The organism is Bacteroides togonis, assembly GCF_900130135.1.
GTDB lineage: Bacteria > Bacteroidota > Bacteroidia > Bacteroidales > Bacteroidaceae > Bacteroides > Bacteroides pullorum.
In genome coordinates this window covers 1,760,209-1,784,107 of record NZ_LT670820.1, presented here as the reverse complement: position 1 = coordinate 1,784,107, position 23,899 = coordinate 1,760,209, and the positions used below count along the sequence as shown (strand labels likewise).

Annotated in this window: 20 protein-coding genes and 1 riboswitch; of the genes, 15 read left to right on the top strand and 5 right to left on the bottom strand. The window is 48.3% G+C overall.

The genetic code is table 11. From position 1 onward, the window contains the following. Positions 1 to 79: 79 nt before the first annotated feature. A complete protein-coding gene (locus BQ8005_RS07795; protein ID WP_075319032.1) occupies positions 80 to 382 on the top strand; it encodes a GNAT family N-acetyltransferase in 303 nt (100 codons plus the stop codon). 130 nt (positions 383 to 512) lie between these two features. Here the strand turns inward: BQ8005_RS07795 and nifJ are convergent, their stop codons facing one another. Both nifJ and BQ8005_RS07785 read right to left on the bottom strand, forming a co-directional pair. Then, positions 513 to 4,070: a pyruvate:ferredoxin (flavodoxin) oxidoreductase gene (gene nifJ / locus BQ8005_RS07790; protein ID WP_075317656.1), complete on the bottom strand. Its 3,558-nt coding sequence runs from the start codon at positions 4,068 to 4,070 to the stop codon at positions 513 to 515. A 75-nt stretch (positions 4,071 to 4,145) separates the two neighbouring features. Further along, a complete protein-coding gene (locus BQ8005_RS07785; protein WP_075317655.1) occupies positions 4,146 to 5,324 on the bottom strand; it encodes an ATP-binding protein in 1,179 nt (392 codons plus the stop codon). Positions 5,325 to 5,426: 102 nt separating this feature from the next. On the opposite strand from BQ8005_RS07785, the gene BQ8005_RS07780 reads away from it, so the two are divergent. Next, entirely contained in the window at positions 5,427 to 6,596 is a 1,170-nt protein-coding gene (locus tag BQ8005_RS07780) for a hypothetical protein (protein ID WP_075319030.1), read from the top strand. Here BQ8005_RS07780 and BQ8005_RS07775 read toward each other — a convergent pair. Then, complete coding sequence (locus BQ8005_RS07775; RefSeq protein ID WP_075317654.1) at positions 6,593 to 8,074, bottom strand: glycoside hydrolase family 10-like protein; 1,482 nt, start codon at positions 8,072 to 8,074, stop codon at positions 6,593 to 6,595. The two genes, BQ8005_RS07780 and BQ8005_RS07775, sit on opposite strands and share 4 nt — an antisense overlap. 118 nt (positions 8,075 to 8,192) lie before the next feature. On the opposite strand from BQ8005_RS07775, the gene BQ8005_RS07770 reads away from it, so the two are divergent. The 7 genes from BQ8005_RS07770 to BQ8005_RS07735 all read left to right on the top strand — a co-directional run bounded on the left by BQ8005_RS07770 (position 8,193) and on the right by BQ8005_RS07735 (position 15,016). After that, positions 8,193 to 9,635: a carbon starvation CstA family protein gene (locus BQ8005_RS07770; protein WP_075317653.1), complete on the top strand. Its 1,443-nt coding sequence runs from the start codon at positions 8,193 to 8,195 to the stop codon at positions 9,633 to 9,635. Further along, positions 9,632 to 9,832: a hypothetical protein gene (locus tag BQ8005_RS07765; protein ID WP_021847076.1), complete on the top strand. Its 201-nt coding sequence runs from the start codon at positions 9,632 to 9,634 to the stop codon at positions 9,830 to 9,832. Before BQ8005_RS07770 ends, BQ8005_RS07765 begins: the two co-directional genes overlap by 4 nt. Before the next feature lie 86 nt (positions 9,833 to 9,918). Continuing rightward, positions 9,919 to 10,398 (top strand): hypothetical protein, encoded by a 480-nt coding sequence (locus tag BQ8005_RS07760; RefSeq protein WP_075317652.1) that lies wholly within the window; start codon positions 9,919 to 9,921, stop codon positions 10,396 to 10,398. Positions 10,399 to 10,531: 133 nt separating this feature from the next. Next, positions 10,532 to 10,632: riboswitch (TPP riboswitch) on the top strand. A 79-nt stretch (positions 10,633 to 10,711) separates the two neighbouring features. After that, positions 10,712 to 11,335, top strand: a complete 624-nt coding sequence (locus BQ8005_RS07755; protein WP_075317651.1) for a thiamine phosphate synthase — start codon at positions 10,712 to 10,714, stop codon at positions 11,333 to 11,335. 12 nt (positions 11,336 to 11,347) lie between these two features. After that, complete coding sequence (gene thiC, locus BQ8005_RS07750) at positions 11,348 to 13,066, top strand: phosphomethylpyrimidine synthase ThiC (protein ID WP_021847080.1); 1,719 nt, start codon at positions 11,348 to 11,350, stop codon at positions 13,064 to 13,066. A gap of 41 nt (positions 13,067 to 13,107) precedes the next feature. Next, entirely contained in the window at positions 13,108 to 13,881 is a 774-nt protein-coding gene (locus tag BQ8005_RS07745) for a sulfide-dependent adenosine diphosphate thiazole synthase (protein ID WP_075317650.1), read from the top strand. A gap of 373 nt (positions 13,882 to 14,254) precedes the next feature. Next, on the top strand, positions 14,255 to 15,016 hold the full coding sequence (locus BQ8005_RS07735; protein ID WP_159436226.1) for a hypothetical protein: 762 nt from the start codon (positions 14,255 to 14,257) through the stop codon (positions 15,014 to 15,016). A 717-nt stretch (positions 15,017 to 15,733) separates the two neighbouring features. Here the strand turns inward: BQ8005_RS07735 and BQ8005_RS07730 are convergent. Beyond that, positions 15,734 to 16,543: a hypothetical protein gene (locus tag BQ8005_RS07730; protein ID WP_159436225.1), complete on the bottom strand. Its 810-nt coding sequence runs from the start codon at positions 16,541 to 16,543 to the stop codon at positions 15,734 to 15,736. A gap of 349 nt (positions 16,544 to 16,892) precedes the next feature. Between BQ8005_RS07730 and dinB the strand changes: the two genes are divergently transcribed. The 3 genes from dinB (at position 16,893) to BQ8005_RS07715 (ending at position 19,904) form a co-directional block, all read left to right on the top strand. After that, on the top strand, positions 16,893 to 17,984 hold the full coding sequence (gene dinB / locus BQ8005_RS07725) for a DNA polymerase IV (protein WP_075317646.1): 1,092 nt from the start codon (positions 16,893 to 16,895) through the stop codon (positions 17,982 to 17,984). A gap of 143 nt (positions 17,985 to 18,127) precedes the next feature. Then, positions 18,128 to 19,477, top strand: a complete 1,350-nt coding sequence (locus tag BQ8005_RS07720) for a FimB/Mfa2 family fimbrial subunit (protein WP_075317645.1) — start codon at positions 18,128 to 18,130, stop codon at positions 19,475 to 19,477. 52 nt (positions 19,478 to 19,529) lie between these two features. After that, positions 19,530 to 19,904, top strand: a complete 375-nt coding sequence (locus BQ8005_RS07715; protein WP_075317644.1) for a YccF domain-containing protein — start codon at positions 19,530 to 19,532, stop codon at positions 19,902 to 19,904. A gap of 93 nt (positions 19,905 to 19,997) precedes the next feature. Here the strand turns inward: BQ8005_RS07715 and BQ8005_RS17805 are convergent, their stop codons facing one another. Beyond that, entirely contained in the window at positions 19,998 to 20,126 is a 129-nt protein-coding gene (locus BQ8005_RS17805) for a hypothetical protein (RefSeq protein ID WP_021847087.1), read from the bottom strand. Positions 20,127 to 20,354: 228 nt separating this feature from the next. On the opposite strand from BQ8005_RS17805, the gene BQ8005_RS07710 reads away from it, so the two are divergent. The 3 genes from BQ8005_RS07710 (at position 20,355) to BQ8005_RS07700 (ending at position 23,857) form a co-directional block, all read left to right on the top strand. Next, a complete protein-coding gene (locus BQ8005_RS07710; protein WP_075317643.1) occupies positions 20,355 to 21,257 on the top strand; it encodes a LytTR family DNA-binding domain-containing protein in 903 nt (300 codons plus the stop codon). A gap of 143 nt (positions 21,258 to 21,400) precedes the next feature. Beyond that, entirely contained in the window at positions 21,401 to 23,341 is a 1,941-nt protein-coding gene (locus BQ8005_RS07705; protein WP_075317642.1) for a TonB-dependent receptor plug domain-containing protein, read from the top strand. Positions 23,342 to 23,443: 102 nt separating this feature from the next. Continuing rightward, positions 23,444 to 23,857: a DUF2141 domain-containing protein gene (locus BQ8005_RS07700; protein WP_075317641.1), complete on the top strand. Its 414-nt coding sequence runs from the start codon at positions 23,444 to 23,446 to the stop codon at positions 23,855 to 23,857. Positions 23,858 to 23,899: the final 42 nt, after the last annotated feature.

Genomic DNA, 23,899 nt, shown 5'->3' with positions numbered 1-23,899 from the left:
GGCATCCTTGGGTGGGCGGTCGCGTGGAAAATTGTATCTTTGTCTCGGATAAGTAGAATCTTAAAATTAGAGCATTATGATGGATATTCTTCACGACCCAGAAAAACATCGTTTTACTTTATTACAAAATGGTGAAATGGCTTATGTAGCCTATCGTATTGAAAATAAGACGTTCGATATTCGCCATACTGTTGTTCCGACTCCTCTGGAAGGCCAAGGAATTGCTTCAGCACTTGTTAAAGAGGCTTATGATTATGCGCGTCAGCAGGGCTATAAATTAGTGGCTACTTGTTCTTATGCAGTTCGTTGGTTGCAACGTCATCCAGAATACGGCGGAGAGCCCAGCTCGGATTATTGTGAGGGTAATGCTTGTGCTCTTTGATTGCAGATAATAACAAAATCCCCTACAGATATGTTTTCTTTCTGTGAAAACATTCTGTAGGGGATTCTGTATGAGGGGTAATGGAAAGCAGGCGGATGTCCGCCTATGCTTTCCTTATGATTTAGCTGGATTATTCGGCAACTTCAGCTCCCCAGTTTTCACGGGCCAGACGCTTGTAGCTGTTGTAACGCCACTTAGCGTTGTCCTCGGCAGCCTGGAAGAGTTGTTCGGCTTCTGCAGGATATTGCTTCATTACAGATGCGTAACGAACTTCACCCTTCAAGAAGTCTTTGAATCCTTCCCATTCGGGCTCTTTGCTATCCAGTGTGAACGGATTCTTGCCTTCAGCTTCCAATGCCGGGTTGTAACGCCACAAGTGCCAGTAACCACACTTAACAGCTTTTTCTTCCTCAGCCTGGCTCTTACCCATACCAGCTTTCAGACCGTGGTTGATACACGGAGCGTAAGCAATGATGAGTGACGGACCGGGATAAGCTTCAGCTTCGCGCAGAGCCTTCAGAGTCTGAGCCTGATCGGCACCCATAGCAATCTGTGCTACGTAAACGTAACCGTAAGTAGTAGCCATCAGACCGAGGTCTTTCTTACGTACGCGCTTGCCGGCAGCAGCAAACTTGGCGATAGCACCTACCGGAGTAGCCTTAGAAGACTGACCACCAGTATTAGAGTAAACCTCTGTATCGAGTACGAGGATGTTTACGTCTTTACCGCTGGCGATAACGTGGTCAAGACCACCGTAACCTATATCGTAAGAAGCACCGTCACCACCGATAATCCACTGGCTGCGTTTTACGATGTACTGTTTCAGGTTGTAGATACCTGCGCAAACCGGACATTTGTCTTTGGCAGCTTCCAGCATCGGAACGATACGTTCGTAGATGTCTTTGGTCTTGTCTGCATCCAGGCTGTTTTCCAACCATTCAGTGAAGATAGCTTTGTATTCAGCCGGAGTAGCTTCGTTTGCAATGCCTTCTTCCATCAGTTTGGCGATACGGGCACGCATCTTTTCGTTAGCCAGTTCCATACCCAGACCGAATTCGCAGAAGTCTTCGAACAATGAGTTAGCCCATGCAGGACCGTGACCCTTCTCGTTCTTGGTGTAAGGAGTAGAAGGAACAGAACCTGAGTAGATAGAAGAACATCCTGTAGCGTTGGCTACCATTTCACGGTCACCGAAGAGCTGAGAAATCAGCTTCACATACGGAGTTTCGCCGCAACCAGAGCAAGCTCCAGAGAACTCGAACAGCGGAGTAGCGAACTGAGAGTTCTTCACGTTGGCCTTGATGTCTACCAAGTGCTGTTTGCTCTTCACGTTCTCTACGCAGTAAGTCCAGTTGGCTGCTTCGGCCATCTGGCTTTCCAGGTGAACCATTGACAAGGCTTTGCCACCTTTCTTCGGATTACCCGGACATACGTCAACACAGTTGCCGCAACCCAGACAGTCGAGTACGTCAACCTGCATGCGGAATGTCATGCCATCGAATACCTTACCAACAGCTTTCAGCTGAGTAAAGTTAGCACCCTTCTGCTCTTCAGCATCGAGGATGAACGGACGGATAGCAGCGTGAGGACATACGTAAGCACACTTGTTACACTGGATACAGTTTTCGGCATTCCATTCGGGTACGAATGCAGCAACACCGCGTTTTTCGTACTTGGCAGTACCTTGTTCCCAAGTACCGTCTTCGATACCTTTGAAGGCAGATACCGGCAGCAAGTCGCCGTCCTGAGCGTTGATAGGACGAACTACTTCGTTGATGAATGCAGGATCGTTGTTGGCAGCCTTTTCGTCATCAGGCAGGTTAGCCCATGCCGGATCGATAGTCAGCTGTTTGTATTCGCCACCACGGTCAACGGCAGCATAGTTCTTGTTTACAACATCTTCACCCTTCTTGCCATAAGACTTCACGATGAACTTCTTCATCTGCTCTACAGCCAGATCAACGGGGATAACGCCTGTGATGCGGAAGAATGCAGACTGCAGGATAGTGTTGGTACGGTTGCCCAATCCGATTTCCTGTGCAATCTGAGTAGCGTTGATGTAGTAAACGGTGATGTTGTTCTGTGCGAAATATTTCTTCACCTTGTTCGGCAGGTTCTTTGCCAGCTCTTCGCCTTCCCAGATAGTGTTGAGCAGGAACGAACCGTTCTTACGCAGACCGCGGGTTACGTCGTACATGTGCAGATAAGCCTGTACGTGGCAAGCTACGAAGTTAGGTGTATTAACCAAGTAAGTAGAGCGGATAGGCGTGTCACCGAAACGCAGGTGAGAGCAAGTGAAACCGCCTGACTTCTTAGAGTCGTAAGAGAAGTATGCCTGACAGTGCTTGTCGGTATTGTCACCAATAATCTTCACTGAGTTCTTGTTGGCACCTACTGTACCGTCAGCACCCAGACCGTAGAACTTGGCTTCGAACATGCCTTCGCCACCTACGGCGATTTCAGCTTCCTGAGGCAGAGAAGTGAAGGTTACGTCGTCTACGATACCGATCGTGAAGTGGTTCTTCGGAGTCGGCAATGACAGGTTGTCGTAAACGGCAAAGATTTGTGCCGGAGTGGTATCTTTCGAACCCAAACCATAGCGTCCGCCAACGATGAGCGGGGCATTCTCCTGTCCGTAGAAGCAGTCTTTAACATCCATGTAAAGAGGTTCGCCGTTAGCACCCGGTTCCTTCGTACGATCGAGTACGGCAATGCGCTTAGCAGTCTTAGGTACAGCTGCCAGGAAGTGCTTAGCCGAGAACGGACGGTAGAGGTGAACAGCTACCAAACCTACTTTTTCGCCCTTAGCACGCAGGTAGTCGATAACTTCGCGGATAGCCTCTGTTACAGAACCCATGGCGATGATGACGCGATCAGCTTCGGGATCACCATAGTAATCGAACAGACCATAGTTGCGGCCAGTGATTTCGCTGATCTTCTTCATGTAGTCTTCCACGATGGCAGGAACTGCATCATAGAAGCTGTTGCAAGATTCACGATGCTGGAAGAAGTGGTCGGGGTTTTCGGCCATACCACGTGCTACCGGAGTCATGGGGTTCATGGCGCGGCTGCGGAATTCAGCTAAAGCTTCCTGGTCGATCAGCGGAGCGAGGTCTTCGTTATCCAGCTTCTCGATCTTTTGGATTTCATGAGAAGTACGGAAACCGTCGAAGAAGTTGATGAACGGAACGCGTGCCTTCAGTGTAGACAGGTGAGCAACACCGGCGAGGTCCATCACTTCCTGTACAGATCCTTCAGCCAACATGGCGAAGCCTGTCTGGCGGCAAGACATAACGTCCTGATGGTCGCCGAAGATACACAGCGCGTGGCTGGCCAGTGTACGTGCAGATACGTGGAATACGCAAGGCAGGTTTTCACCGGCAATCTTGTACATATTGGGGATCATCAGCAACAGACCCTGAGAAGCAGTGTAGGTGGTAGTCAGTGCACCTGCCTGCAATGAGCCGTGTACAGCGCCGGCAGCACCAGCTTCCGACTGCATTTCCTGTACCAATACTGTTTCGCCGAAGATGTTCTTACGACCTGCGGCAGCCCATTCGTCTACGTGTTCAGCCATCGTAGATGACGGGGTGATGGGGTAGATAGCTGCTACCTCGGAGAACATGTACGAGATGTGAGCAGCGGCTTCGTTACCATCACAAGTGATGAATTTTTTCTGTTTAGTCATAACTAAATGAATTTATTAAGTGAAAAATCTCTTTTTTATTTTAGTTTCGTTTTTCTGCGTTTTTACCGTGTGTGTTTAGTACAAGAAACCGAACAACCACAACGGGATCTGGTTGTCACGTCCGATTTCCATCTTGTGCATAGCATACACCATGTTAGGATTATTTTTTATTTTGATCCCTTCCGGACAAATCTTGAAAGCTTTGTCCTTATCTACCATGAATGAGACGTTTTTATCTCCTCGATTCACCTTGTGGTCTTTCCACAGGGTGTTGACAAAGAACGTGTCAAGCACATCCTGCTCTTCAACCTTGACCGGGTAGATGGAATACATCAGATTTGAATTGTGCATCATGATTTTGGCCGGCTTCTTGGGGAATTCTTCTCCTACAGGATAGACCATGTTGATGAGGCGGGCGTCAGCCAGGTATTTGATGTAGTTCATTACCGTGGCGCGCGAAGTCTCTATATCGTTGGCCAGTTGGCTTACGTTGGGTGCTTTAGGCCCGTCTACTGCCAAAAGATACAACAGCTTTTTTATTTTCGACAAGTACTTCAGTTCGATTTGCTTGATGAGCAGGATGTCCACTTCTACCATCATGTTCATGGTCTTGAGCAGATTTTCGGAAAAATTACGCTTTTCGAGGAAGAAGGGGTAGAATCCATGGTGCATGTAATCCTGAAAATAGTCCAACGGATGTACTTTGGCCAGTATGCCCTTGGCTATCTGTTCGTGGTTGTTCAGGATTTCGTCCAGCGTGTAGGAGTGGAATTTCATGCCTGTCTGAAGGTTCAGGAATTCGCGGAAAGAGAAGCCACGCAGGTTGTAACTTTTTACGATGTCGCGCAGTTCGAGGTTTTCTTCTTTCAGGCGCATGACCGACGAACCAGTGAAGACAATCTTCAGGTTGGGGAAACGGTCGTAGCACATGCGCAACTCCTTACTCCAGTTAGGAAACTTGAATACCTGGTCAATCAGGAGCACTTTGCCGCCGCGGCGTTGGAATTCGTAAGCAAATTCTACGATGCCGTGGCCGGAAAAGTAGAAATTGTTCATGTTGATAAAGAGGCAGGAGCGGTCGGTCCCGAATTTTTCCTTGGCATATTGAAGCAGAAAAGTCGTTTTACCTACACCACGCGTTCCTTTAATGCCTATGAGACGGTCGTTCCAGTCAATCTCGTCCATGAGGTCGCGACGAACCGGAGCGTTTGTGTGCTCCACAAGATAGGCGTGTGTGCGGTAGAATGCTTCCATATCATTAAACTCTTATCGGCCACAAAGATATAGCTTTTTTATAGAATTGCAAAGTAGACATTGCAAAAATTGCGTAAGTTTGTACCCGAAAATGAAAAAAGTATGAAGCTGCATGTTTTTAATCCAGATACGGATTTGGCTTTGGCCTGCAATGGAAAGCATTATCTGGCACCCGAACAGGTACGTGGGATGACACGCGATCTGGCGTTGCTTCCTTTATGGTATGCGAGGGCGGGAGAAAAGGTATGGATTCCCGATGGGAAAGCAATGCTTTACGCATCGCAAATGTGCCTTTTGCTCAATCTGCAGGTAGAGGTTGTGACGGGTGCCGATGTGATGCGGATGGAAGAGGTGGAAATGTCGCCTTGGGGATGGAATCCTGCTATTCGTCATTTCTTTCTGAAGAATGGTGTTGCTGCCGGCCGTTTGCCTTCTGCTGATGAGATAGAAACCTATCGGACGTTGGCGTCCAGACAAACTTCCGCGGCTTTGTTGGGTAAGTTGCCTGCCGATGGGGCGTATTGTGGTGAGGCGGAGGTCCTCAAGACGCTGGACGCTTGTCGGACGTATGTCGAGGCGCATCAGGGTGGAGTGGTGTTCAAGGCTCCATGGTCCAGTAGCGGAAAGGGGTTGTGTTGGTGCAGAAATGGATTTTCTGCCGTGGAGGGATGGTGCGGACGTGTCTTGAAGGAACAAGGGGTGTTAATAGCTTCTCCCATATATAATAAGGTGAATGATTTTGCGATGGAGTTTGTGATTGACGCTTGTGGAAAAGTTGTTTTTGAAGGCTATTCTTTGTTCATGACCGATAGACGAGGTCGTTACTTGGGGAATCGGGTCCTTTCATCTGCCCTTTTTGAAAAATATATGTCACGCTATGTTTCTGTTGGGGTATTGGATAGTTTGTGCACACGTGTAGCTCTGCTGTTAGAGGAATATGCTGAAGCAGGCTATCGAGGCCCTTTGGGAGTAGACATGATGGTGTGTAAAGAGGAGGACGGCTTTCGTCTTCATCCGATGGTGGAAGTCAACCTGCGTATGAATATGGGGATTGTGGCACTTCGTCTGGCAGAGCGTGTACTGGCTCCTGGCTTGAGCGGTTTGTTTCATATCGAACATTACCCTACACCTGGCGCCTTGCACGAAGCTTATGCTGAACGAATGAGGAAATCGACTCCTGTTGTAGAGGGAGGGCGACTGGTACACGGCTGCCTTCCTTTGGTGCCCGTTACGTCTGAAAGCCGTTGCCTGGCACTGCTCGAGGTGGATTAATATCGACTGGCAGGAGCCGAAGGCTCACTTTCGTTGCCATATCTGTCTATGACCGTTACGACAAAATGGCGACGCGTTGTCCAAGGCAGGATCGGAGCATAGATATATTCCGTTTCACGTATGCCTGTAGCTACGATGTTTGCAGGGTTTTGTGTGTCGACAGGCAGTTCGTCTGAGGCATAAACAACATAAGTAGGTGCGTTTTGCTTGTCGTTGTCGGTTGACGCTTTCCAACGCAGGCGCGTGTATCCTTCAGAGATTTGTTCGGCTTTCAGCTCGGATGGAGCTGAAGGGGCGATGCTGTCTGCCCATGTCATAGGAGGTTGCAGGGCAGGGTAGGCGTAGAAATCGTTTTGAAGTATGTCATACAAGTTTTGGGTATTGTCTGTCACGAATTTCACCCGATAGTGCGCTTCGCCTGCCAGGTGATGGTTACGTATGAAGTTGATTTGCCGTTGTATTTCGTCCAGGCTCCAGTCGCCTTCGCTGGGGTGGAGGAAGTAGACGCCAAGGCCGGGCACTACGTGTCGGCCGTTGCTTTGCTCCTGCCAGTCGAGGGCGAACGGATAGAAAGCGTTGCCGCGGAAGTACATCATGGGGTAGATCTGATCCTGAATGCCTTCGCCCAGCCATCCTTGTACATCCTGGTAGACAACATGGAAAGCATTCCATCCTTTGGATGAGTAGCGGCTGGTATCACGATACTTTCCTACAGGGCAGGTACTGACTTTGACCCAAGGTTTCAGCTGTTTTACACCTTTATATATATAGCGCAAAATTTCCGTGATGTTGTCCCTGCGCCATTGGTCGAGGCTACGTCCGTTGCCGTACTTCCGATAATCATAGCTGTCGGGGAAGCGGAAAGCACGTTCGGGATAGCGCAAGTAGTCGAAATGTACGCCATCCACGTCATATCTTTCCACGACTTCTTTGACCAGGCTCATCAGGTATTCTTTCGTTTTAGGATTGCCTGGGTTGAGAAAATACTCGCGTTTATAGGGTACGCAGATTTTTGGCTGTCGGCGGGTAACAGATTGCTTGCCCAGTGAGGCTACATGTTTGCGTCCTCCCAGTGGAATGGTCACCATCCAGGCATGACATTCCATGCCCCTCTTGTGGCACTCTTCTACGGCAAAAGCCAGTGGGTCGTAACCTGGGTCTTTGCCACTTTTGCCTGTCAGAATGGAATTATAGGGTTCTATGTCCGATTTGTAGAGGACATCGCCACGTGTACGTGCCTGAAACAACACGGTATTGAAGTTGGCTTCTTTCAGCTTGTCCAAGATCTCTACCAGCTCTTCCTTCTGCTTTTGTATGCCGGCTGGGGTTGTCGCCTTGGTGCGTGGCCAGTCGAGGCCATATACTGCAGTTATCCATGCTGCGCGTACTTCGTACTTGGGAGCAGGTTGTGCGGATAAATTGAACAGTATCAGGAAACTGAAAACAATCAGCAGGTATATGCGGTTTATATTTATCATGCGGAAATTGCTTATTCTTATTTTTTGTCGGCGAAATTACAAAAACTGTTGCTAAATAGTGTAAGATAAATAGAAAACAATTACTTTTGCTTCCAAAAAAATAATAAAAGAAACTACTATGATTACTTTTACAATTGCTTTGTTGGCATTGGTTGCCGGCTATTTCCTTTACGGACGCTTGGCGGAACGCATCTTCGGTCCGGACGATCGTCCAACTCCTGCGCTGACACAAGCAGACGGAGTTGATTATATACCTTTGCCAACTTGGAAAGTCTTTATGATACAGTTTCTCAACATTGCTGGTGTAGGGCCTATTTTTGGTGCTATTATGGGAGCAATGTTTGGCACAGCTTCCTATTTGTGGATTGTGCTGGGCAGTATTTTTGCAGGAGCCGTTCATGATTACCTGGCTGGTATGCTTTCGTTACGTAACGGAGGCGAAAGCTTGCCCGAACTCATTGGTCGTTATTTGGGTTTGACTACCAAGCAAGTCATGCGTGCGTTTACTGTGTTGCTGATGATGTTGGTCGGGGCTGTCTTTGTGGCTTCTCCTGCAGGACTCTTGGCTAAGTTGACGCCTGAATCCCTCGATATGACTTTCTGGATTGTAGTTATATTCATTTATTATGTCCTTGCTACCATGTTGCCGGTAGATAAGATAATCGGCAAGATTTACCCTGTTTTTGCTGTGGCTCTTATTTTCATGGCAGTGGGGATTTTGGTGATGCTTTATGTACATTTTCCAGCCTTGCCTGAGGTCTGGGATGGAATGCAAAACACGCACCCCAAGGCTGAAACGACTCCAATTTTCCCGATGATGTTCATTACCATTGCCTGTGGAGCCATTTCGGGTTTCCATGCTACACAAAGTCCCTTGATGGCACGCTGTATGACGAGCGAGCGTCATGGGCGCCCCATCTTCTATGGAGCTATGATTACCGAGGGTATTGTCGCTTTGGTATGGGCAACGGTTGCCACTTATTTTTTCCATGAGAATGGTATGGGTATCAGTGATGCCTCCATCGTTGTATTCGATATCAGCAAAGATTGGTTGGGCGAAATCGGTGGTGTGTTGGCTATTTTGGGTGTTGTTGCTGCTCCCATTACCAGTGGTGATACGGCTTTCCGCTCAGCTCGCCTTATTGTAGCTGATTTTCTGAAGTTAGAGCAGAAATCCATACGGAGTCGTTTGTACATATGTATTCCCATGTTCGTTGTTGCCACCGCTTTGCTGATCTATAGTTTGCGCGATGCTGATGGTTTCCAGATCATCTGGCGTTATTTCGCGTGGGCCAATCAGACCTTATCTGTCTTTACTTTGTGGGCCGTTACTGTTTGGCTGGTGCGTGAACGTGCTCGTTTTCGTTTCTGTATCACCCTGTTGCCGGCTCTGTTTATGACGGCAGTCTGTACTTCCTACATCTGTGTAGCTCCTGAAGGTTTGAATTTGGGGCTTCAGAATGCGGGTCTGATTGCAATGGGAGTTGCAATTGTAGCTTTTGTATGGTTCAATATCTGGAAGGCTAAATGTGAAAAGCTGAGAAGGGAGGGGAGAGCATGAAAAAGATGAAGAAATCGTCTGCCTTGAGTTTGGCATTGCTGATTTATATATCGGCAACCGCTGCATATTTTTTGCCTCGCAATTCAGAGATTAGTGTGGCCGAAAAATATGTAACTGTGTTTGCTTCTTATGTCATTGTGCTGTTGCTATGGCTTGTGTTGCGTCATAAAGAACATAGAAAAGAAAGAAACGGATAACTTTTTCTTTTATCAGTCATCAAAAGTCTCACTTTTTTGGTTTATATTTGCATTAAAGACATTATTTAAACTAAAGTGATAGGTATATGAAAAAACTGATGTTCATTTTCAGCCTCTTGTTGGTCACAGTTGTGGCTCAGGCACAATTCGAGAAAGGAAAATGGTTTGTTAATCCGTCTGTGACAGGGCTGAATCTGTCTTATAATACCCAAACGGAAAAAGCTCATTTTGGCATTGAAGCCAATGGAGGTGCTTTCCTGGTAGACAATCTGGCTTTGTTGTTGCGTGCTGGTGCCCAATGGCAAGGTGGAGGCTCTGATGATTATATTCTGGGTGTAGGCGGACGTTACTACTTTGATGCGATAGGTGTGTTCTTGGGTGCTAATGTCAACTTGAACCATCATGTTGGGGAACATGACAAGCGCACGTTGGTAGGTTTTGGAACTGAGGCAGGTTATGCCTTTTTCCTTTCAAAGACAGTGACTATTGAACCTGCCGTTTATTGGGATATTAATAAAGATCGTTCTGAGTTTGGATTGAAAGTCGGTTTCGGATTCTATTTCTGATAAAAATATTCTGTTATGATAGGAGAAGAGAGCGTTCCGCTGGAAGTGCTCTCTTTTTTTGTGGGTAATAATAATCCTAAAAAGGGGTTATCTCCTTTGATATTCCGTTTTTTATTCCGTTATTTGCTGCAGATTTCAGAAAAGGGGGTGCCTTGTGCGAACGCAATGGCTGAGATTATACCCAATGAACCTGATACGGATCATGCCGGCGGAGGGATTTTTTTGAGTGTTTATTTCTGTTTTTTTCATCACAGCGTCTGTGCGGATGCTCCTTTTCTGTTGTTTATGATATAGTTTAATATGAAAGGAGCTTATGTTTCAAGTACAATTCATTACTCATTTTACCGATACCATTGGCTATGCCGAGTCAGCCCGCATTGCCCTTGAAGGTGGATGCCGTTGGATTCAGTTGCGTATGAAGGATGCCTCGGACGAGGAGGTAGAGACCGTGGCGCGACAAGTTCAGGCTATGTGCCATGATTTTGGAGCTTATTTTGTGCTGGACGATCGTGTAGAGCTGGTGAAGCGTCTTCATACGGATGGTGTCCATTTAGGTAAACTTGATATGCCCGTCGACGAGGCACGAGCCTATCTGGGACCTGAGTTTATCATTGGCGGCACAGCAAATACCTTCGATGACATACAGCGTCTTCATCGTGCAGGGGCCGACTATATCGGATGTGGTCCTTTTCGCTATACGACAACTAAAAAGAATCTGGCGCCTATCCTTGGTTTGGAAGGGTATCGCAGGCTCCTGTCGCAGATGGAGGAACATGAAATCAACCTGCCCATCGTAGGTATTGGCGGTATCGGGGCAGACGATATAGCCGATCTGAAAGCTACAGGTCTGAATGGCATCGCCTTGAGCGGTAGCATCCTGCGTGCTTCAGATCCAGTGGAAGAAATGAAACGAATCATAGAATTAACCCAAAAATAACAGTATAAACTTATGGAAGACAACATTAAAATAACCTATCCCGACTCGGAGAAAGTCTATTTGAAGGGCGAAATCCATCCCGACGTGCGGGTAGCTATGCGTCGTGTCAATCTGACTCCGACTGTCACCATCGAAGACGGCCGTCGGGTGACGCGTGAGAATGCTCCCGTTTATGTCTACGATACGAGTGGTGTCTACAGCGATCCTTCTGTAGAAGTGGATTTGCGTAAAGGTTTGCCGCGCCTGCGCGAAGCCTGGATACGTAGTCGTGATGTAGAAGTGCTGCCCGAAATCTCCTCGGAATATGGTCGTGAACGTCTGGCAGACAAGAGTCTTGATCATTTGCGTTTCGAACATATTTGCCTGCCCTATAGAGCGAAAAAAGGTTGTCAGGTGTCGCAGATGTACTATGCCAAGCAGGGTATCATTACCCCTGAAATGGAATATGTAGCTATCCGTGAGAATATGAACAATCGTGAATTGGGCATTGAATCATATATTACTCCCGAGTTTGTGCGTCAGGAGATTGCAGCCGGACGTGCTGTCCTGCCTGCCAATATCAATCATCCTGAGGCCGAGCCGATGATTATTGGTACACGCTTCCTGGTGAAGATCAATACCAATATTGGTAACTCTGCTACCACTTCGACTATTGAAGAAGAAGTGGAAAAGGCTATCTGGAGTTGCAAGTGGGGAGGGGACACGCTGATGGATCTTTCTACAGGAGAGAACATCCATGAAACGCGCGAATGGATTATCCGTAACTGCCCTGTTCCTGTGGGTACTGTGCCTATGTATCAGGCAATGGAGAAAGTAAAAGGTAAAGCAGAAGATCTGACGTGGGAACTTTTCCGCGATACGCTCATTGAACAGTGCGAGCAGGGCGTAGACTATTTTACCATCCATTGTGGCATCCGCCTGAAGAACATCCATTATGCCAACGAGCGTCTTTGCGGCATGGTGAGTCGTGGTGGAAGTATCATTTCGCAATGGTGCAAGGTGCATCAGAAGGAAAGTTTCCTCTATGAGCACTTTGATGACATCTGCGACATCTGTGCACAATACGACGTAGCCCTTTCGTTGGGCGACGGCCTCCGCCCGGGTGCCATCTACGATGCCAACGACCGCGCTCAGTTTGCCGAACTCGATACGATGGGCGAACTTGTGGAGCGTGCCTGGGCTAAGAATGTGCAGGCGTTTATCGAAGGTCCCGGCCACGTGCCCATGCACAAGATTCGTGAGAACATGGATCGCCAGATTGAGAAGTGTCACGAGGCGCCGTTCTATACGTTGGGTCCTATTGTTACCGACATAGCTCCTGGCTATGACCATATTACGAGCGCTATCGGAGCTGCTCAGATTGGTTGGTATGGTACGGCCATGCTTTGTTACGTTACGCCGAAAGAACACCTGGCTTTGCCGCAGAAGGAAGACGTTCGTGTAGGTGTGGTTACTTATAAGATTGCAGCCCATGCTGCCGACTTGGCCAAAGGACATCCGGGTGCCGAGGTACGTGACAATGCGCTTAGCAAAGCCCGTTATGAGTTCCGTTGGAAAGACCAGTTCAACTTGAGCCTCGACCCTGAGCGGGCGTTGCAATATTATAAGGAGGCCAATCACCTGAATGGCAAGTATTGCACCATGTGTGGTCCTCACTTCTGTGCCATGCGTATCAGTCAGCGCCTGACCGATTGTGACTATACCGAACAGGAAACGGTGAAGGATAAGTAAACAAGATAAAATGATTATAACATTCTAATTTTAAGAACAAAATGATTGAAACAAAAGTATCACAGGGTATTATCAGTACCTATTTTGAGAAGTTGGAGAAGAACCTCGACCTCGATGTTGCTATCGTAGGCGGTGGCCCTTCGGGTATTGTGGCTGCTTACTATCTGGCCAAGGCCGGCCTGAAGGTAGCTCAGTTCGATCGCAAGCTGGCTCCCGGCGGTGGCATGTGGGGCGGTGCCATGATGTTCAACCAAATTGTCATCCAGGAAGAAGCTATGGACATCGTGCGCGAATTCGAAATCAACCATGCACCTTTTGCCGACGGACTCTATGTGATGGATTCCGTGGAGAGCACTTCGTCGTTGCTCTATCACGCCGTACATGCAGGTGCCACTATCTTCAACTGCTACTCGGTGGAAGATGTCATCTTCAAGAACAATCAGGTGAGTGGTGTGGTAGTCAACTGGACCCCTGTCCTTCGCGAAGGCCTGCATGTCGACCCGCTGAATATCCTGGCAAAGGTTGTTATCGACGGTACTGGCCACGACAGTGAAATCGCTGCTACCGTTGCCCGCAAGAACGGTATCCGTCTGGCTACAGAGACAGGCGCAGTCATCGGTGAGCGTTCGCTGGATGTTGTGTCAGGTGAGGAAGAAGTGGTGAACGGCACGAAAGAAATCTATCCCGGTCTTTACGTTTGCGGTATGGCTGCATCAGCTGTATCGGGTACTCCTCGTATGGGTCCCATCTTCGGCGGCATGTTGATGTCCGGTAAGAAGGTGGCTGATGAAATCATTGCCCGCTTGAAGAAATAACCTGTTTTTCAAGATATAGAATAAGGCACGGATGATGCGATTGGCATTATTCGTGCCTTGTTTTTTGCTTCTTGTATGAGCTGTCCATTCCAAAGGATTTGAATGTTTGCTTGATGAAAAAGATGAAGGTGTAAAGATTGGTATTGTGAGGGTGAATAGTGACTATACTTCCCATAATACATTGATTGGCGAGTTAATTATTGTAAAAGCAGAGTGGAAGGTGAAAGAAATTTTACTATTTTTGAATAATAAAAGGTCTCATTGTGGACAGATAATGAATTCTGCTGTTTGAAATGGGAGGATGATTAAATTAGATAAAACTCGTTTTTATTAGAAATAAAAGAAAATCAAGGAGATGAAAAGGAAGATGCATATGATACGAATGGCTGTTTCAGGATTAGGTATCGGTTTGAATGTGAATCATTATGTGAATTTTGCAGGACAAAATAGCAAAAAAAATAATGGTAATACTGAAGGTGAACCTGTTGAATATAATAAAAGTTCAAACAATTTGGCAAAAGTTCCGGTTGTTATGCTGATGGCGATGTCGCCGGCAATGATGGATGCAAAAATACCGTTTACTAATTTGTCAGAAATGGAAGAAGTAAAAACAGAAATGGTAGCACCGATTCCGATTGATTCAGAAGAACTTGATGAGATGACAACAATTGCACCAGATTTTTCTAATCCACAAAATGCACAAACTAAAGCGCCTTTTGGTGTTACGAGTCTTCTTGGGCAAAAGATATATCACTATGATATATTTATGAAGGATGGTAAAAAGCATTATATCGTATATAGTAGTATTCGCACCCCTGACTATGTTGATAAAGTTTCAGTATTCCCAGAAGGTTTTCCAAATAAAAGTGGTGTATTATTACCATGGGTAGAAGAATTAGTTTACCATGATTTAGGAAAAGGTAAAGAATATTGTGGAATTATTGTCAGATCAGTTAACAAACTTCAAAATGGGAGATATAAAACGACTTACGAAGAGGTCCGGTTACCTGATGAATGTGCTCAGACATTGATTGATTTATTAGCAAACTATTCAAAAATGAAAAACAATACTTCAATTGAGTATTCCGAAACTAAATCTGCACAATTAAGACAAACTAAAACTATTTTACACTAATATACTTATAAGTCAGAATTTGTGAAAAGAGGTAAGTGCTAATATAGTATTTATCTCTTTTTTATGTAACTGCCATGTAACAAGTCTGCTGCATTGCTACTTTTCGTTCCGAAAAGTGTAAAACGCCGGTGTGGAAAGATATTTATTGTCCTAAAAATCGCAAAGGAGAATGATGCCGTTTTACTCTTGTAACTTTCGCACTTGCGAAACTGGAGTAAGCAGCTTTTATTTCCCAGTTAGGCAATTATTTTTTCCCAATAGGGAAAAACTTTTTTCCTAACTGGAGAAAAAAGGGTTATAGGGATGAAATTGGGGTATCATGCTTCGCTTTCACAAAACTGTTTCGTGAGAAACAGAACTTTTTACGGTGAAGTTTCACTACAATCTGTTGAACAACAGTAATTTGTCGTGAAAGATGCTTCCTGTGGGTGATTTCTTTGCTTTCACCGTAAATCAATGTAATAGAATAGATTAAGACGATGTGAAAGCGTGAAGGATTTTTCTGGAAACTTAGAATAAAGAGGGGGAAGGGAAGTTTTTACTGGTTTGAAGTGGGAGAAAGGTATTCGCACCAAGTCCTTCTTTAGCTTCGTAAAGTCCCTCTTTAGCTCCCTAAAGTGGCACTTTACGCGGCTGGAGTTGCTGATTGTGATTTGGAGTGTATATAACAAACGGGGAAGATTGAGTCTTTTAATCTTCCCCGTTTGCGTTGAATGGTTAGAATTTATAGGTAGCATCTACAGCAAAGATGCCGTATGAATTTGGATATCCTTTGTCTTTGTCTTTGATGTTCGCACTGATTAAGCCAAATTGGGTTCCGATACCCCAACTTTCGGTCAGGAAGTAAGTGGCTCCAACGTATGTTGCCATTGCCGGTACTATTTTAGAGCCTCCAACAGAAGACCATTTGACATGATCGAGGTCGTTGTAATTGTATCGGGTGGTTATGTCTGTATATTGTGTTTCTCTATGATCGTTGACGCTTGCGCTCTGAAAACCATCTGTATTTTGATAGTTGCCGACGAGATAGGTCATGTAACCAACGCCGGTTCCGATTTTCAAATATGTGTCAAGCTGCGGTATGGGGCTGTAGTGGAAAGAGATGGTCACCAGAGCATTCACATCTTCTCTGGTAATATCGGCATCGGCTGTACCTATTCCTTCACGGGATACTTTCTTGGTTTCATTTATCCTGTCCCATTTCTTGGTGCTGAAGTTGTAGACTTTACCAAAAGTGGTGCGAGTATATTTGTAGTCATACTCTCCTATTACCTTGTTTTGATACTTTCCTCCGTAGGTGTTATTTACAGCAAATCCGAAGCCTATTGTCACTTTGTCGGCAATACGCCCGATGCCCCATTCCATTCCGAAATGTTGGTCGAATGTGCCTCGTGATTTATCGGCATAAGCTACTGTACCCACTCCAATGGCTAAATCCATTTTTCTGTCGCCTTTGTCAAAGGCGTCCTGTGCGTGTACGCTGAAGGCTATCAAGCCCATTGCGCCTAAAAGTAAGAACTTCTTCATTTGTAACTAATTTATGATTAATATTAGAAAGTAATCGATTTACTTGATAAAATAAAAATGATTAACTAGGTATGAGTCTTATTAATTAGCTTTCTGTATTATTGGTTTTGATATTATAACTTGATATCTATCCGAACTTTTGATTTGATTTTTCACAAAAATAGAAAATAAATGTTTACGATATTTTATTTTTATATAAATTAACGCGTGAAAATGGGATGAATGGAGATGACTATTCTATTTATAAAACAAGGTGTGACTTTGTGAAAAAATCGAGCGAGCTTGTTTTTTCTACTTTCTACTTTCGCTATCTTTGTTACTGTTTGATAATAGAGAAGGAAAGCAATCAATGACTGAACGTAAAATCATACATATCGACATGGATGCTTTCTATGCATCCGTGGAGCAGCGCGATCATCCTGAACTACGCGGTAAGCCCATTGCGGTGGGGCATGCCGAGGAGCGGGGTGTGGTGGCTGCTGCCAGTTATGAGGCGCGTCGCTATGGAGTACGTTCGGCCATGTCGTCGCAAAAAGCCAAACGGCTCTGTCCGTCACTTATCTTTATTCCCGGCCGTATGGAGGTGTACAAGGAGGTGTCACGCCAGATACATGAGATTTTCCATGAATATACGGATGTCATCGAGCCGATCTCGCTCGATGAGGCTTTTCTCGATGTTACTGACAATAAGCCCGGCATCCCGTTGGCGGTGGACATTGCCCGTGAAATCAAGCGGAAGATACGCAGCGAACTGAACCTCGTGGCTTCGGCGGGCGTGTCCTACAACAAGTTTCTGGCGAAGATTGCTTCGGATTATCGCAAGCCGGACGGGCTTTGTACCATCCATCCCGACCAGGCACTCGACTTCATTGCCTGTCTGCCTATCGAGAGCTTTTGGGGGGTGGGACCTGTTACGGCCAAACGGATGCATCTGCTGGGTATACACAACGGTGCCCAGTTGCGCGCCCGTTCGTTGGAGATGCTGACTAGAGAGTTTGGCAAGGTAGGGGCGGTGTATTATGACTTTGCACGCGGCATCGACTTGCGGCCTGTCGAGGCGGTGCGTGTACGTAAGTCCATCGGGTGTGAGCATACGCTGGAGAAGGATATCAACCGCACCTCGTCGGTCATCATCGAGCTGTATCATGTGGCAGTAGAGCTGGTGGAGCGTCTCCAGCGGAAGGATTTTCGTGGCAATACGCTGACGTTGAAGATTAAGTTTCACGACTTCCGCCAGATCACCCGCAGCATCACGCAGGGAAAGGAACTGACGGAGTTGTCCGTCATTTTGCCTCTCGCCAAGCAGTTGCTTCGTGAGGTGGATTATGAGGAACATCCCATCCGGCTCATAGGCTTGTCTGTGTCCAATCCGCGCGATGCGGAAGCCGATCGTCACGGAGTGTGGGAACAGCTCAGCTTTGAGTTCAGCGACTGGGAATAAGGACGTTAGCCTGATTTTGTAACAAATGACAGAAAAAATGTATGAATGTTGGGCTATATATGATAAATAGTATTATTTTTGTGGGCATAAGGTGAAATCCCGACAGGGATGGACAATTATTGAAACCTGTAAAACGAATTACCATGAAAAACACTATCTTCTTGCTACTTACACTCCTGTCTTTGCTGGCTGCGTGTCAGAATAGCATTCAAGCAGAATTGGATGAGGAGAACGAAAACTTTTCGGAGGCTACATTGAGGGTACAGACACGTGCGGGAGGAACTTCTTCTCTTACTTATCCTGTTTATATTTATGCTTTTTCGGACGACGGTGCGTATGCGGCTTCTACAGAGATGCATTCTGAAGAGGGCAGTGCGATGGAGCTTTGCCTTGCAGCGGGAAATTATACGATAGTGGCTTTGTGTGGCGTGGATGGCTATTCGTTTTCTGATCGGCCGGATATGGAGGATGTTGTGACATTTTCAGGTCAGCAGATGGCTGAAGAAGCCCTGATGTGCGGCATGGCCAAGGTACGTGTAGACGGAGATGCTTCGACCAGCATCACGCTGACGGCAGCCGTGAGCCGTTTGGAAATCGAACTGCATGCCATTCCCGATGATACAAAAGCGGTGCATGTCACTGTCGGGCCTGTGTATGCTTCGCTTGCCATGGACGGCACTTACGGTGGGAGCACCTCGTTGACGACTGCTTGTAGCGATGCGGGTAGAGGGGTGTGGACATCTCCTGTCTTGTATGTTTTTCCTTCGGCCGATCGTGCCAGGGTGTCGCTTTCCATTGCCTTGACCGATAGCAAAGGGGCTGTTTCTACCTATGGTTATACCTTGTCCGAACCGCTGGTTGCCAATATTCCTTATGAACTGGAAGGGACTTTCTCTGCAGGCTTCAATCTGTCGGGCGAGATTACGGCTGAAGATTGGAAGGATGTGCGTAACATTCATTTTGACTTCGGCAGCACGACAGGCGGCGGTAATGAGGGTGGCGGTGAGGATGATACTGAAATCAGTGGGACGGATGTTCCTGCCGCCGGTACATTGTGGGAAGGTCACTTGGTAGCGCTTTCTACTCCCGACGACAATGGCGGCGCTACTTTGCTTTTGTTGAGTACGAAAGAATGGACGGATGTTCCTTCTGCCTTGAATACGGAAAATCCAAGCGAGGCAGCCGGCCTTGTTAACGCCTATACGGAAGGTGGTCTTAGCGGATGGCGCTTTCCGACGGCCGATGAGGCGAAGGCTATGCGAAATGTCATCGGTGGAACTCACTTGTCGCAGACTAACAAGTTGCTGTCTGATAAAGGATTGGATATTTTAGAGACAGGCTATGAACCGGGTACAAAGGATACACCTGTCCGTTATCTTTGTGAAGATGGTGAGAAAACGTATGTCTGGGGTGATGGTACTATTTCTAAGGCTGGTTCTTCACGTACTTATCGCTTGCGGGCGGTTAAAGAAGTCACGTTTCGCAAGCAGTGAAAGATAAGTTTGAGACAGAATGATCATTGTTATATTGGAAAAATAAAAAGATATGGGTTGTTTGATGAACGTTTTGTGGTTGCTGTTCGGAGGAATTCTGACGGCAATCGAATATGTGGTAGCCAGTCTGCTGTTGATGGTGACCATTGTGGGTATTCCTTTCGGCATACAGACGCTGAAGATGGCTTCGTTGGCCTTGTGGCCTTTCGGCAAGGAAGTGCGTAGTGGTAGCCGTTCGGACGGTTGTCTGTACATACTGATGAATGTGGTGTGGATTTTGCTGGGCGGTATCTGGATCTGCCTCTCACATCTGATTTTCGGAGCCATCCTTTGTATTACCATTATAGGTATACCTTTCGGCCTGCAGCACTTCAAGCTGGCAGCCGTGGCGTTGATGCCTTTTGGCAAAGATATTGTGGAGGCTTGAAGGGATAGGAAGTATTAAAAAGACAAAAGAGAGTGCATCCACTGAGGATGCGCTCTCTTTCTTTTCATATTGTTTAAAGGGTTGTTTACTAAGTCAAGCTTGCTGTGCAAGCAGTTTCTGAAGTTTGCCATTCAAGGCTTGGCACATGGCACCGTTTCCCATTGCTTGATAGCGTTTGATACGGTACTGTAACATCATGATTTCATTTACGTTTTTTTTCATAATCGTCTTGGTTTTGTGCCTTCCGCGTTTCGGAAAGCGGTTTGTACATCTTTTCTTGTTTTCTCTTCTAATAACACTGCAAAGATACGAATTGTTCACAAAAAATATGTTCTATAACATAAAAATCTTGTTGTTCCTTCCTGAATTTGTGTCAAAACGCCCGGTTTTGCCATCTGGATATTACAAAAATATGACTATCTTTGCGTGGAAATCCTTTTGAAAAGTGATATGAAAACTCTATTCGATAAGCTGGTGGTGTTGCTGTGCAGTCCCTATCCTGAGTTGAGGGCGCGTTGGAAAACGGTGGTGTTGCCTTCGCTGCTGGTGTTCTTCATTCTTTATGTTCTCCAGCCTTTCGGCATCTCGCGGATGGAAGGGAATAAGCTGTTTGTATTGGCGGGCTATGCGGTAGTGTCGTCGGCCATGCTGGCGGTGGCGGTTTACGTGTTTCCGGCCCTGTTTCCTGCGTGGTATCGGGAAGAACGGTGGACGGTGGGCAAGGAGATACTTTCCACGCTGCTGCTGTGCGTGCTGATTACGTTGGGCAACTGGTGCTATACGGCAGGGGTATTCGGCTTGGAGCTGAACTTGCGTCTGCTGGCCGTCTGCCTGTTGTGGATGATGGTGATCGGGCCCTTTCCCATTGTGCTGTTCGTGATGTGGAACCGTAACCTGCAACTGAGCCACAACTTGCAGGAGGCGGTGGCGATGAACGCCCGTCTGGCAGAAAGGGTACAGGCGGAAGCAGTATCGGAACCTCGGTCGGCGGAAGCCCGTGAAGAAGTCTTGTTGGAAGGAGGGACGAGAGAGAGTCTGGCGCTCGACCCCGTCCGGCTGCTCTATGCGGAGTCGGAAGGTAACTATGTACGGCTGCACTACTTGGATGCCGATAACGGCAAGCCCGCGGTGAAGCTGCTGCGCCTGACGCTGAAGCAGGCGGAGGATGCGTTTTTGGATTACTCGTATATAATAAGGTGTCACCGCGCCTATCTCGTTAACCTGCATCGAGTGGCGCAGGTGTCAGGTAATGCGCAGGGCTATCGGCTCCATCTGGAGGGGTGTGGGACGGAAGTACCCGTTTCGCGGAGCTATGCCGTCCGTGTAAAAAGAGCTTTGGAGGGCAGCGAGTAAGCTTGCCGTTTGTCCCAGACCTTTGTTATTCATCCCTTGTGGATGCAGTTGGTCACATATCCGGGTTATCTGTCCCGGATATTTTTTTGTCTGTCTACTTGCTTGTAATTTCGCTTTTGCTAAACGAAAAGAAAAGCAAAACAATGAAACGGTTATTCCTTATTCTGATGGTATTGACTGGAGCAGTCGCCCCGGATGCCGACGCGCAGATTGCCGTGACCGACACCATCTGCCTGACCTTGGACGGCGTGACGATGACGGACAGCGTGGGGCTGGATGAAGTGGTGGTGAAGCGTCGGCGCACGCCGGCGGCCAATAGCCGGTGGAGCGACCTGCATCCCGTGGAACTGGTTACGGTAGGCGGAGCGAATGGTGACCTCTACCGAGCACTCCAGACCCTGCCGGGCACCCAGGTGCAGGGTGAGACGGGCCGTCTGCTGGTGCGCGGAGGCGACGACCGAGAGACGCAGACCTACATCGACGGCATGCACGTACTGGTGCCCTACACTTCGGTGGGCATCGGTGCCTCGGCCCGTAGCCGTTACTCCACCTTCCTGTTCAGCGGGGTAAACTTGGCTTCGGGCGGCGCACCACTGGAGTATGGTGGGGCACTCTCGGCCGTTCTGCCGTTGGAGACGAAGGATTATAGCACGGTGGATAAGCTTGGGCTGAATGCTTCCATTGTAGGGGCGGGCGGGGGAGGAACGCGCACGTTCGGCAAAGGATCGGCTTCCGTAGATCTGAACTATCAGAACATGGCGTTGCACAATCGGATTTACCCCGGTCGGAAGGACTTCGGCCGTCCCTATCAGCTGCTGTCGGGAGCCACGCAGCTGCGCTTTACACCCGATGCATTGACCGTGGCCAAGTTGTATGCCCAGTACGATCGGACGGACTTTGCCACCTACGAGGGTGATGACCGCCGCCTGTTCGGCTTGGGCGAGGACAACGTCTACCTGAACGCCACGCTGCGCCGCGTGTCCGGTGCCGGTTGGGAATGGTTTGCGGGTGCGGCCTGGTCGTACAACCGCCAGATGGTAGACAATGCTGCCGCCGAAGGTGACGCTTGGCTGCAACTCCAGCAAGAACTTCATCTGAAGGCCAAGTTGGGACGGCGTCTGTCCCCGCTCTTCCGTCTGGATGGCGGAGTGGAGGCGTTTGTCCGCAGTTATGCCATGCGCTACCGTTTTCCGGCTTCCGTCGGTGAGGCGGAGGGGTGCGTGTCATCTTCGCTGGGTGCTGTCTTCCTGTCTGCAACCTGTTTCCCGCTGGAGCGGCTTAAGGTGGAGGGCTCCGTGCGGGCCGAGTATCACGGGCTGAACGGAGCGACGGAAGTGTCGCCACGACTGGCACTGAACTGGTTTCAGGGCGACGTCGTGCTGACAGCCGTGGCAGGGCGATACACTCAGCCGGCGGCAGACAGCCTGCTGCTGAAGCAGACGGGACTGAAGCCCGAAGTATGCTGGCAGTATAACGCGGGCGCACAGTACGGTCGGGGTGGTCGACTGGCCAAGGTGGAGGTCTATTATAAGAAATACAGTCGCCTGCCCCTGTGGACGGGCGGTGGAGAGGCGCCGTTGTTGCTGACTTCCGGTGGCTACGGCTACAGCAAGGGCATCGACTTCTTCCTGTCCGACCGCGCGTCGTTCAGGAATCTGGAATACCGTCTGTCCTATACCTACAACCTGCCTCGCCGTCGGACAGGTCGCGATTCTGAGCTGACCGTCCCCAAATATGCCACGCGCCACAATGCCTCCGTCGTTGTCAAGTGGTCGCTTCCCCGCCTGCGCACTGTCCTGAGCTTGACTGACCGTTTCAGTAGCGGGCGTCCGTGGCACAACCCCGAACGGCCCGGTCTGATGAACGACGAGGTGAAGCCCTACAACAGCCTCGACGTGGGCTTGACCTTCCTGCCCTCGAAGAAGGTCATCGTCCACGCCTCGGCCACCAACGTACTGGGGCGTCGCAACGAGTTCGGGCGCGTGGACGGGCGGCCTGTGCTGGCTGCCGCCGACCGCTTCTTCTATATCGGCGTCTTCGTGACGCTGGGGCGCCATGCGGCCTACGACGTTTCTAACTTTTAGTCCGCTGAGGTACCTCAGCAGCCTTTCCGAGACCTTCGCTACCGGAGGTGGCGCCAGAGATCGAAACTTGTCTTTATTTACGAATTTAAAAATACAAAACGTATGAAAAACTTGATTTTACTTGTATTGCTGGCCCTCCAAGGCCTTGCCAGTGCGCTCCATGCGCAAACGCTGACCCTCCGTGTGAACGATATCCCGAAGCCGGAGGGGCAACTCTACGTCGCCTTCTATGCCTCCGAGGCCGATTTCTTGAAGAAACCCTTGACGGGCTTCCGCGTGGCGGTGACCGACACCATGCTCGTCATCCCTTGCCGCGGGCTTCCGGCGGGCGAGTACGCCTTTTCACTCTTCCTGGACACGAATGGTAACGGACAGCTGGATACGGCGGCTTTCGGCATTCCGACAGAGAAATACGCCTTCAGCAACGATGCCGAAGGGGTGATGGGTCCTCCGGCCTACGAAAAGTGTCGCTTCTGCTTTCAGAATGATACGACTATGGTTGTTCGGCTGCGGTAAGCCCGCGCGGTACGGGGTAGGGGTAGAGAGGAGAAGGTCGCC

What these genes read in the sequence shown, in the direction of transcription:
- BQ8005_RS07755 (WP_075317651.1), top strand. Translation starts at nt 10,712, where the DNA reads ATGTTTCAAGTACAATTCATTACTCATTTTACCGATACCATTGGCTAT.
- BQ8005_RS07775 (WP_075317654.1), bottom strand. Translation starts at nt 8,074, where the DNA reads ATGATAAATATAAACCGCATATACCTGCTGATTGTTTTCAGTTTCCTG.
- BQ8005_RS07720 (WP_075317645.1), top strand. Translation starts at nt 18,128, where the DNA reads ATGAAAAACACTATCTTCTTGCTACTTACACTCCTGTCTTTGCTGGCT.
- BQ8005_RS07765 (WP_021847076.1), top strand. Translation starts at nt 9,632, where the DNA reads ATGAAAAAGATGAAGAAATCGTCTGCCTTGAGTTTGGCATTGCTGATT.
- BQ8005_RS07705 (WP_075317642.1), top strand. Translation starts at nt 21,401, where the DNA reads ATGAAACGGTTATTCCTTATTCTGATGGTATTGACTGGAGCAGTCGCC.
- BQ8005_RS07785 (WP_075317655.1), bottom strand. Translation starts at nt 5,324, where the DNA reads ATGGAAGCATTCTACCGCACACACGCCTATCTTGTGGAGCACACAAAC.
- BQ8005_RS07770 (WP_075317653.1), top strand. Translation starts at nt 8,193, where the DNA reads ATGATTACTTTTACAATTGCTTTGTTGGCATTGGTTGCCGGCTATTTC.
- dinB (WP_075317646.1), top strand. Translation starts at nt 16,893, where the DNA reads ATGACTGAACGTAAAATCATACATATCGACATGGATGCTTTCTATGCA.
- BQ8005_RS07730 (WP_159436225.1), bottom strand. Translation starts at nt 16,543, where the DNA reads ATGAAGAAGTTCTTACTTTTAGGCGCAATGGGCTTGATAGCCTTCAGC.
- BQ8005_RS07795 (WP_075319032.1), top strand. Translation starts at nt 80, where the DNA reads ATGGATATTCTTCACGACCCAGAAAAACATCGTTTTACTTTATTACAA.
- thiC (WP_021847080.1), top strand. Translation starts at nt 11,348, where the DNA reads ATGGAAGACAACATTAAAATAACCTATCCCGACTCGGAGAAAGTCTAT.
- BQ8005_RS07780 (WP_075319030.1), top strand. Translation starts at nt 5,427, where the DNA reads ATGAAGCTGCATGTTTTTAATCCAGATACGGATTTGGCTTTGGCCTGC.
- BQ8005_RS07735 (WP_159436226.1), top strand. Translation starts at nt 14,255, where the DNA reads ATGATACGAATGGCTGTTTCAGGATTAGGTATCGGTTTGAATGTGAAT.
- BQ8005_RS07745 (WP_075317650.1), top strand. Translation starts at nt 13,108, where the DNA reads ATGATTGAAACAAAAGTATCACAGGGTATTATCAGTACCTATTTTGAG.
- BQ8005_RS07715 (WP_075317644.1), top strand. Translation starts at nt 19,530, where the DNA reads ATGGGTTGTTTGATGAACGTTTTGTGGTTGCTGTTCGGAGGAATTCTG.
- nifJ (WP_075317656.1), bottom strand. Translation starts at nt 4,070, where the DNA reads ATGACTAAACAGAAAAAATTCATCACTTGTGATGGTAACGAAGCCGCT.
- BQ8005_RS07710 (WP_075317643.1), top strand. Translation starts at nt 20,355, where the DNA reads ATGAAAACTCTATTCGATAAGCTGGTGGTGTTGCTGTGCAGTCCCTAT.
- BQ8005_RS17805 (WP_021847087.1), bottom strand. Translation starts at nt 20,126, where the DNA reads ATGAAAAAAAACGTAAATGAAATCATGATGTTACAGTACCGTATCAAA.
- BQ8005_RS07760 (WP_075317652.1), top strand. Translation starts at nt 9,919, where the DNA reads ATGAAAAAACTGATGTTCATTTTCAGCCTCTTGTTGGTCACAGTTGTG.
- BQ8005_RS07700 (WP_075317641.1), top strand. Translation starts at nt 23,444, where the DNA reads ATGAAAAACTTGATTTTACTTGTATTGCTGGCCCTCCAAGGCCTTGCC.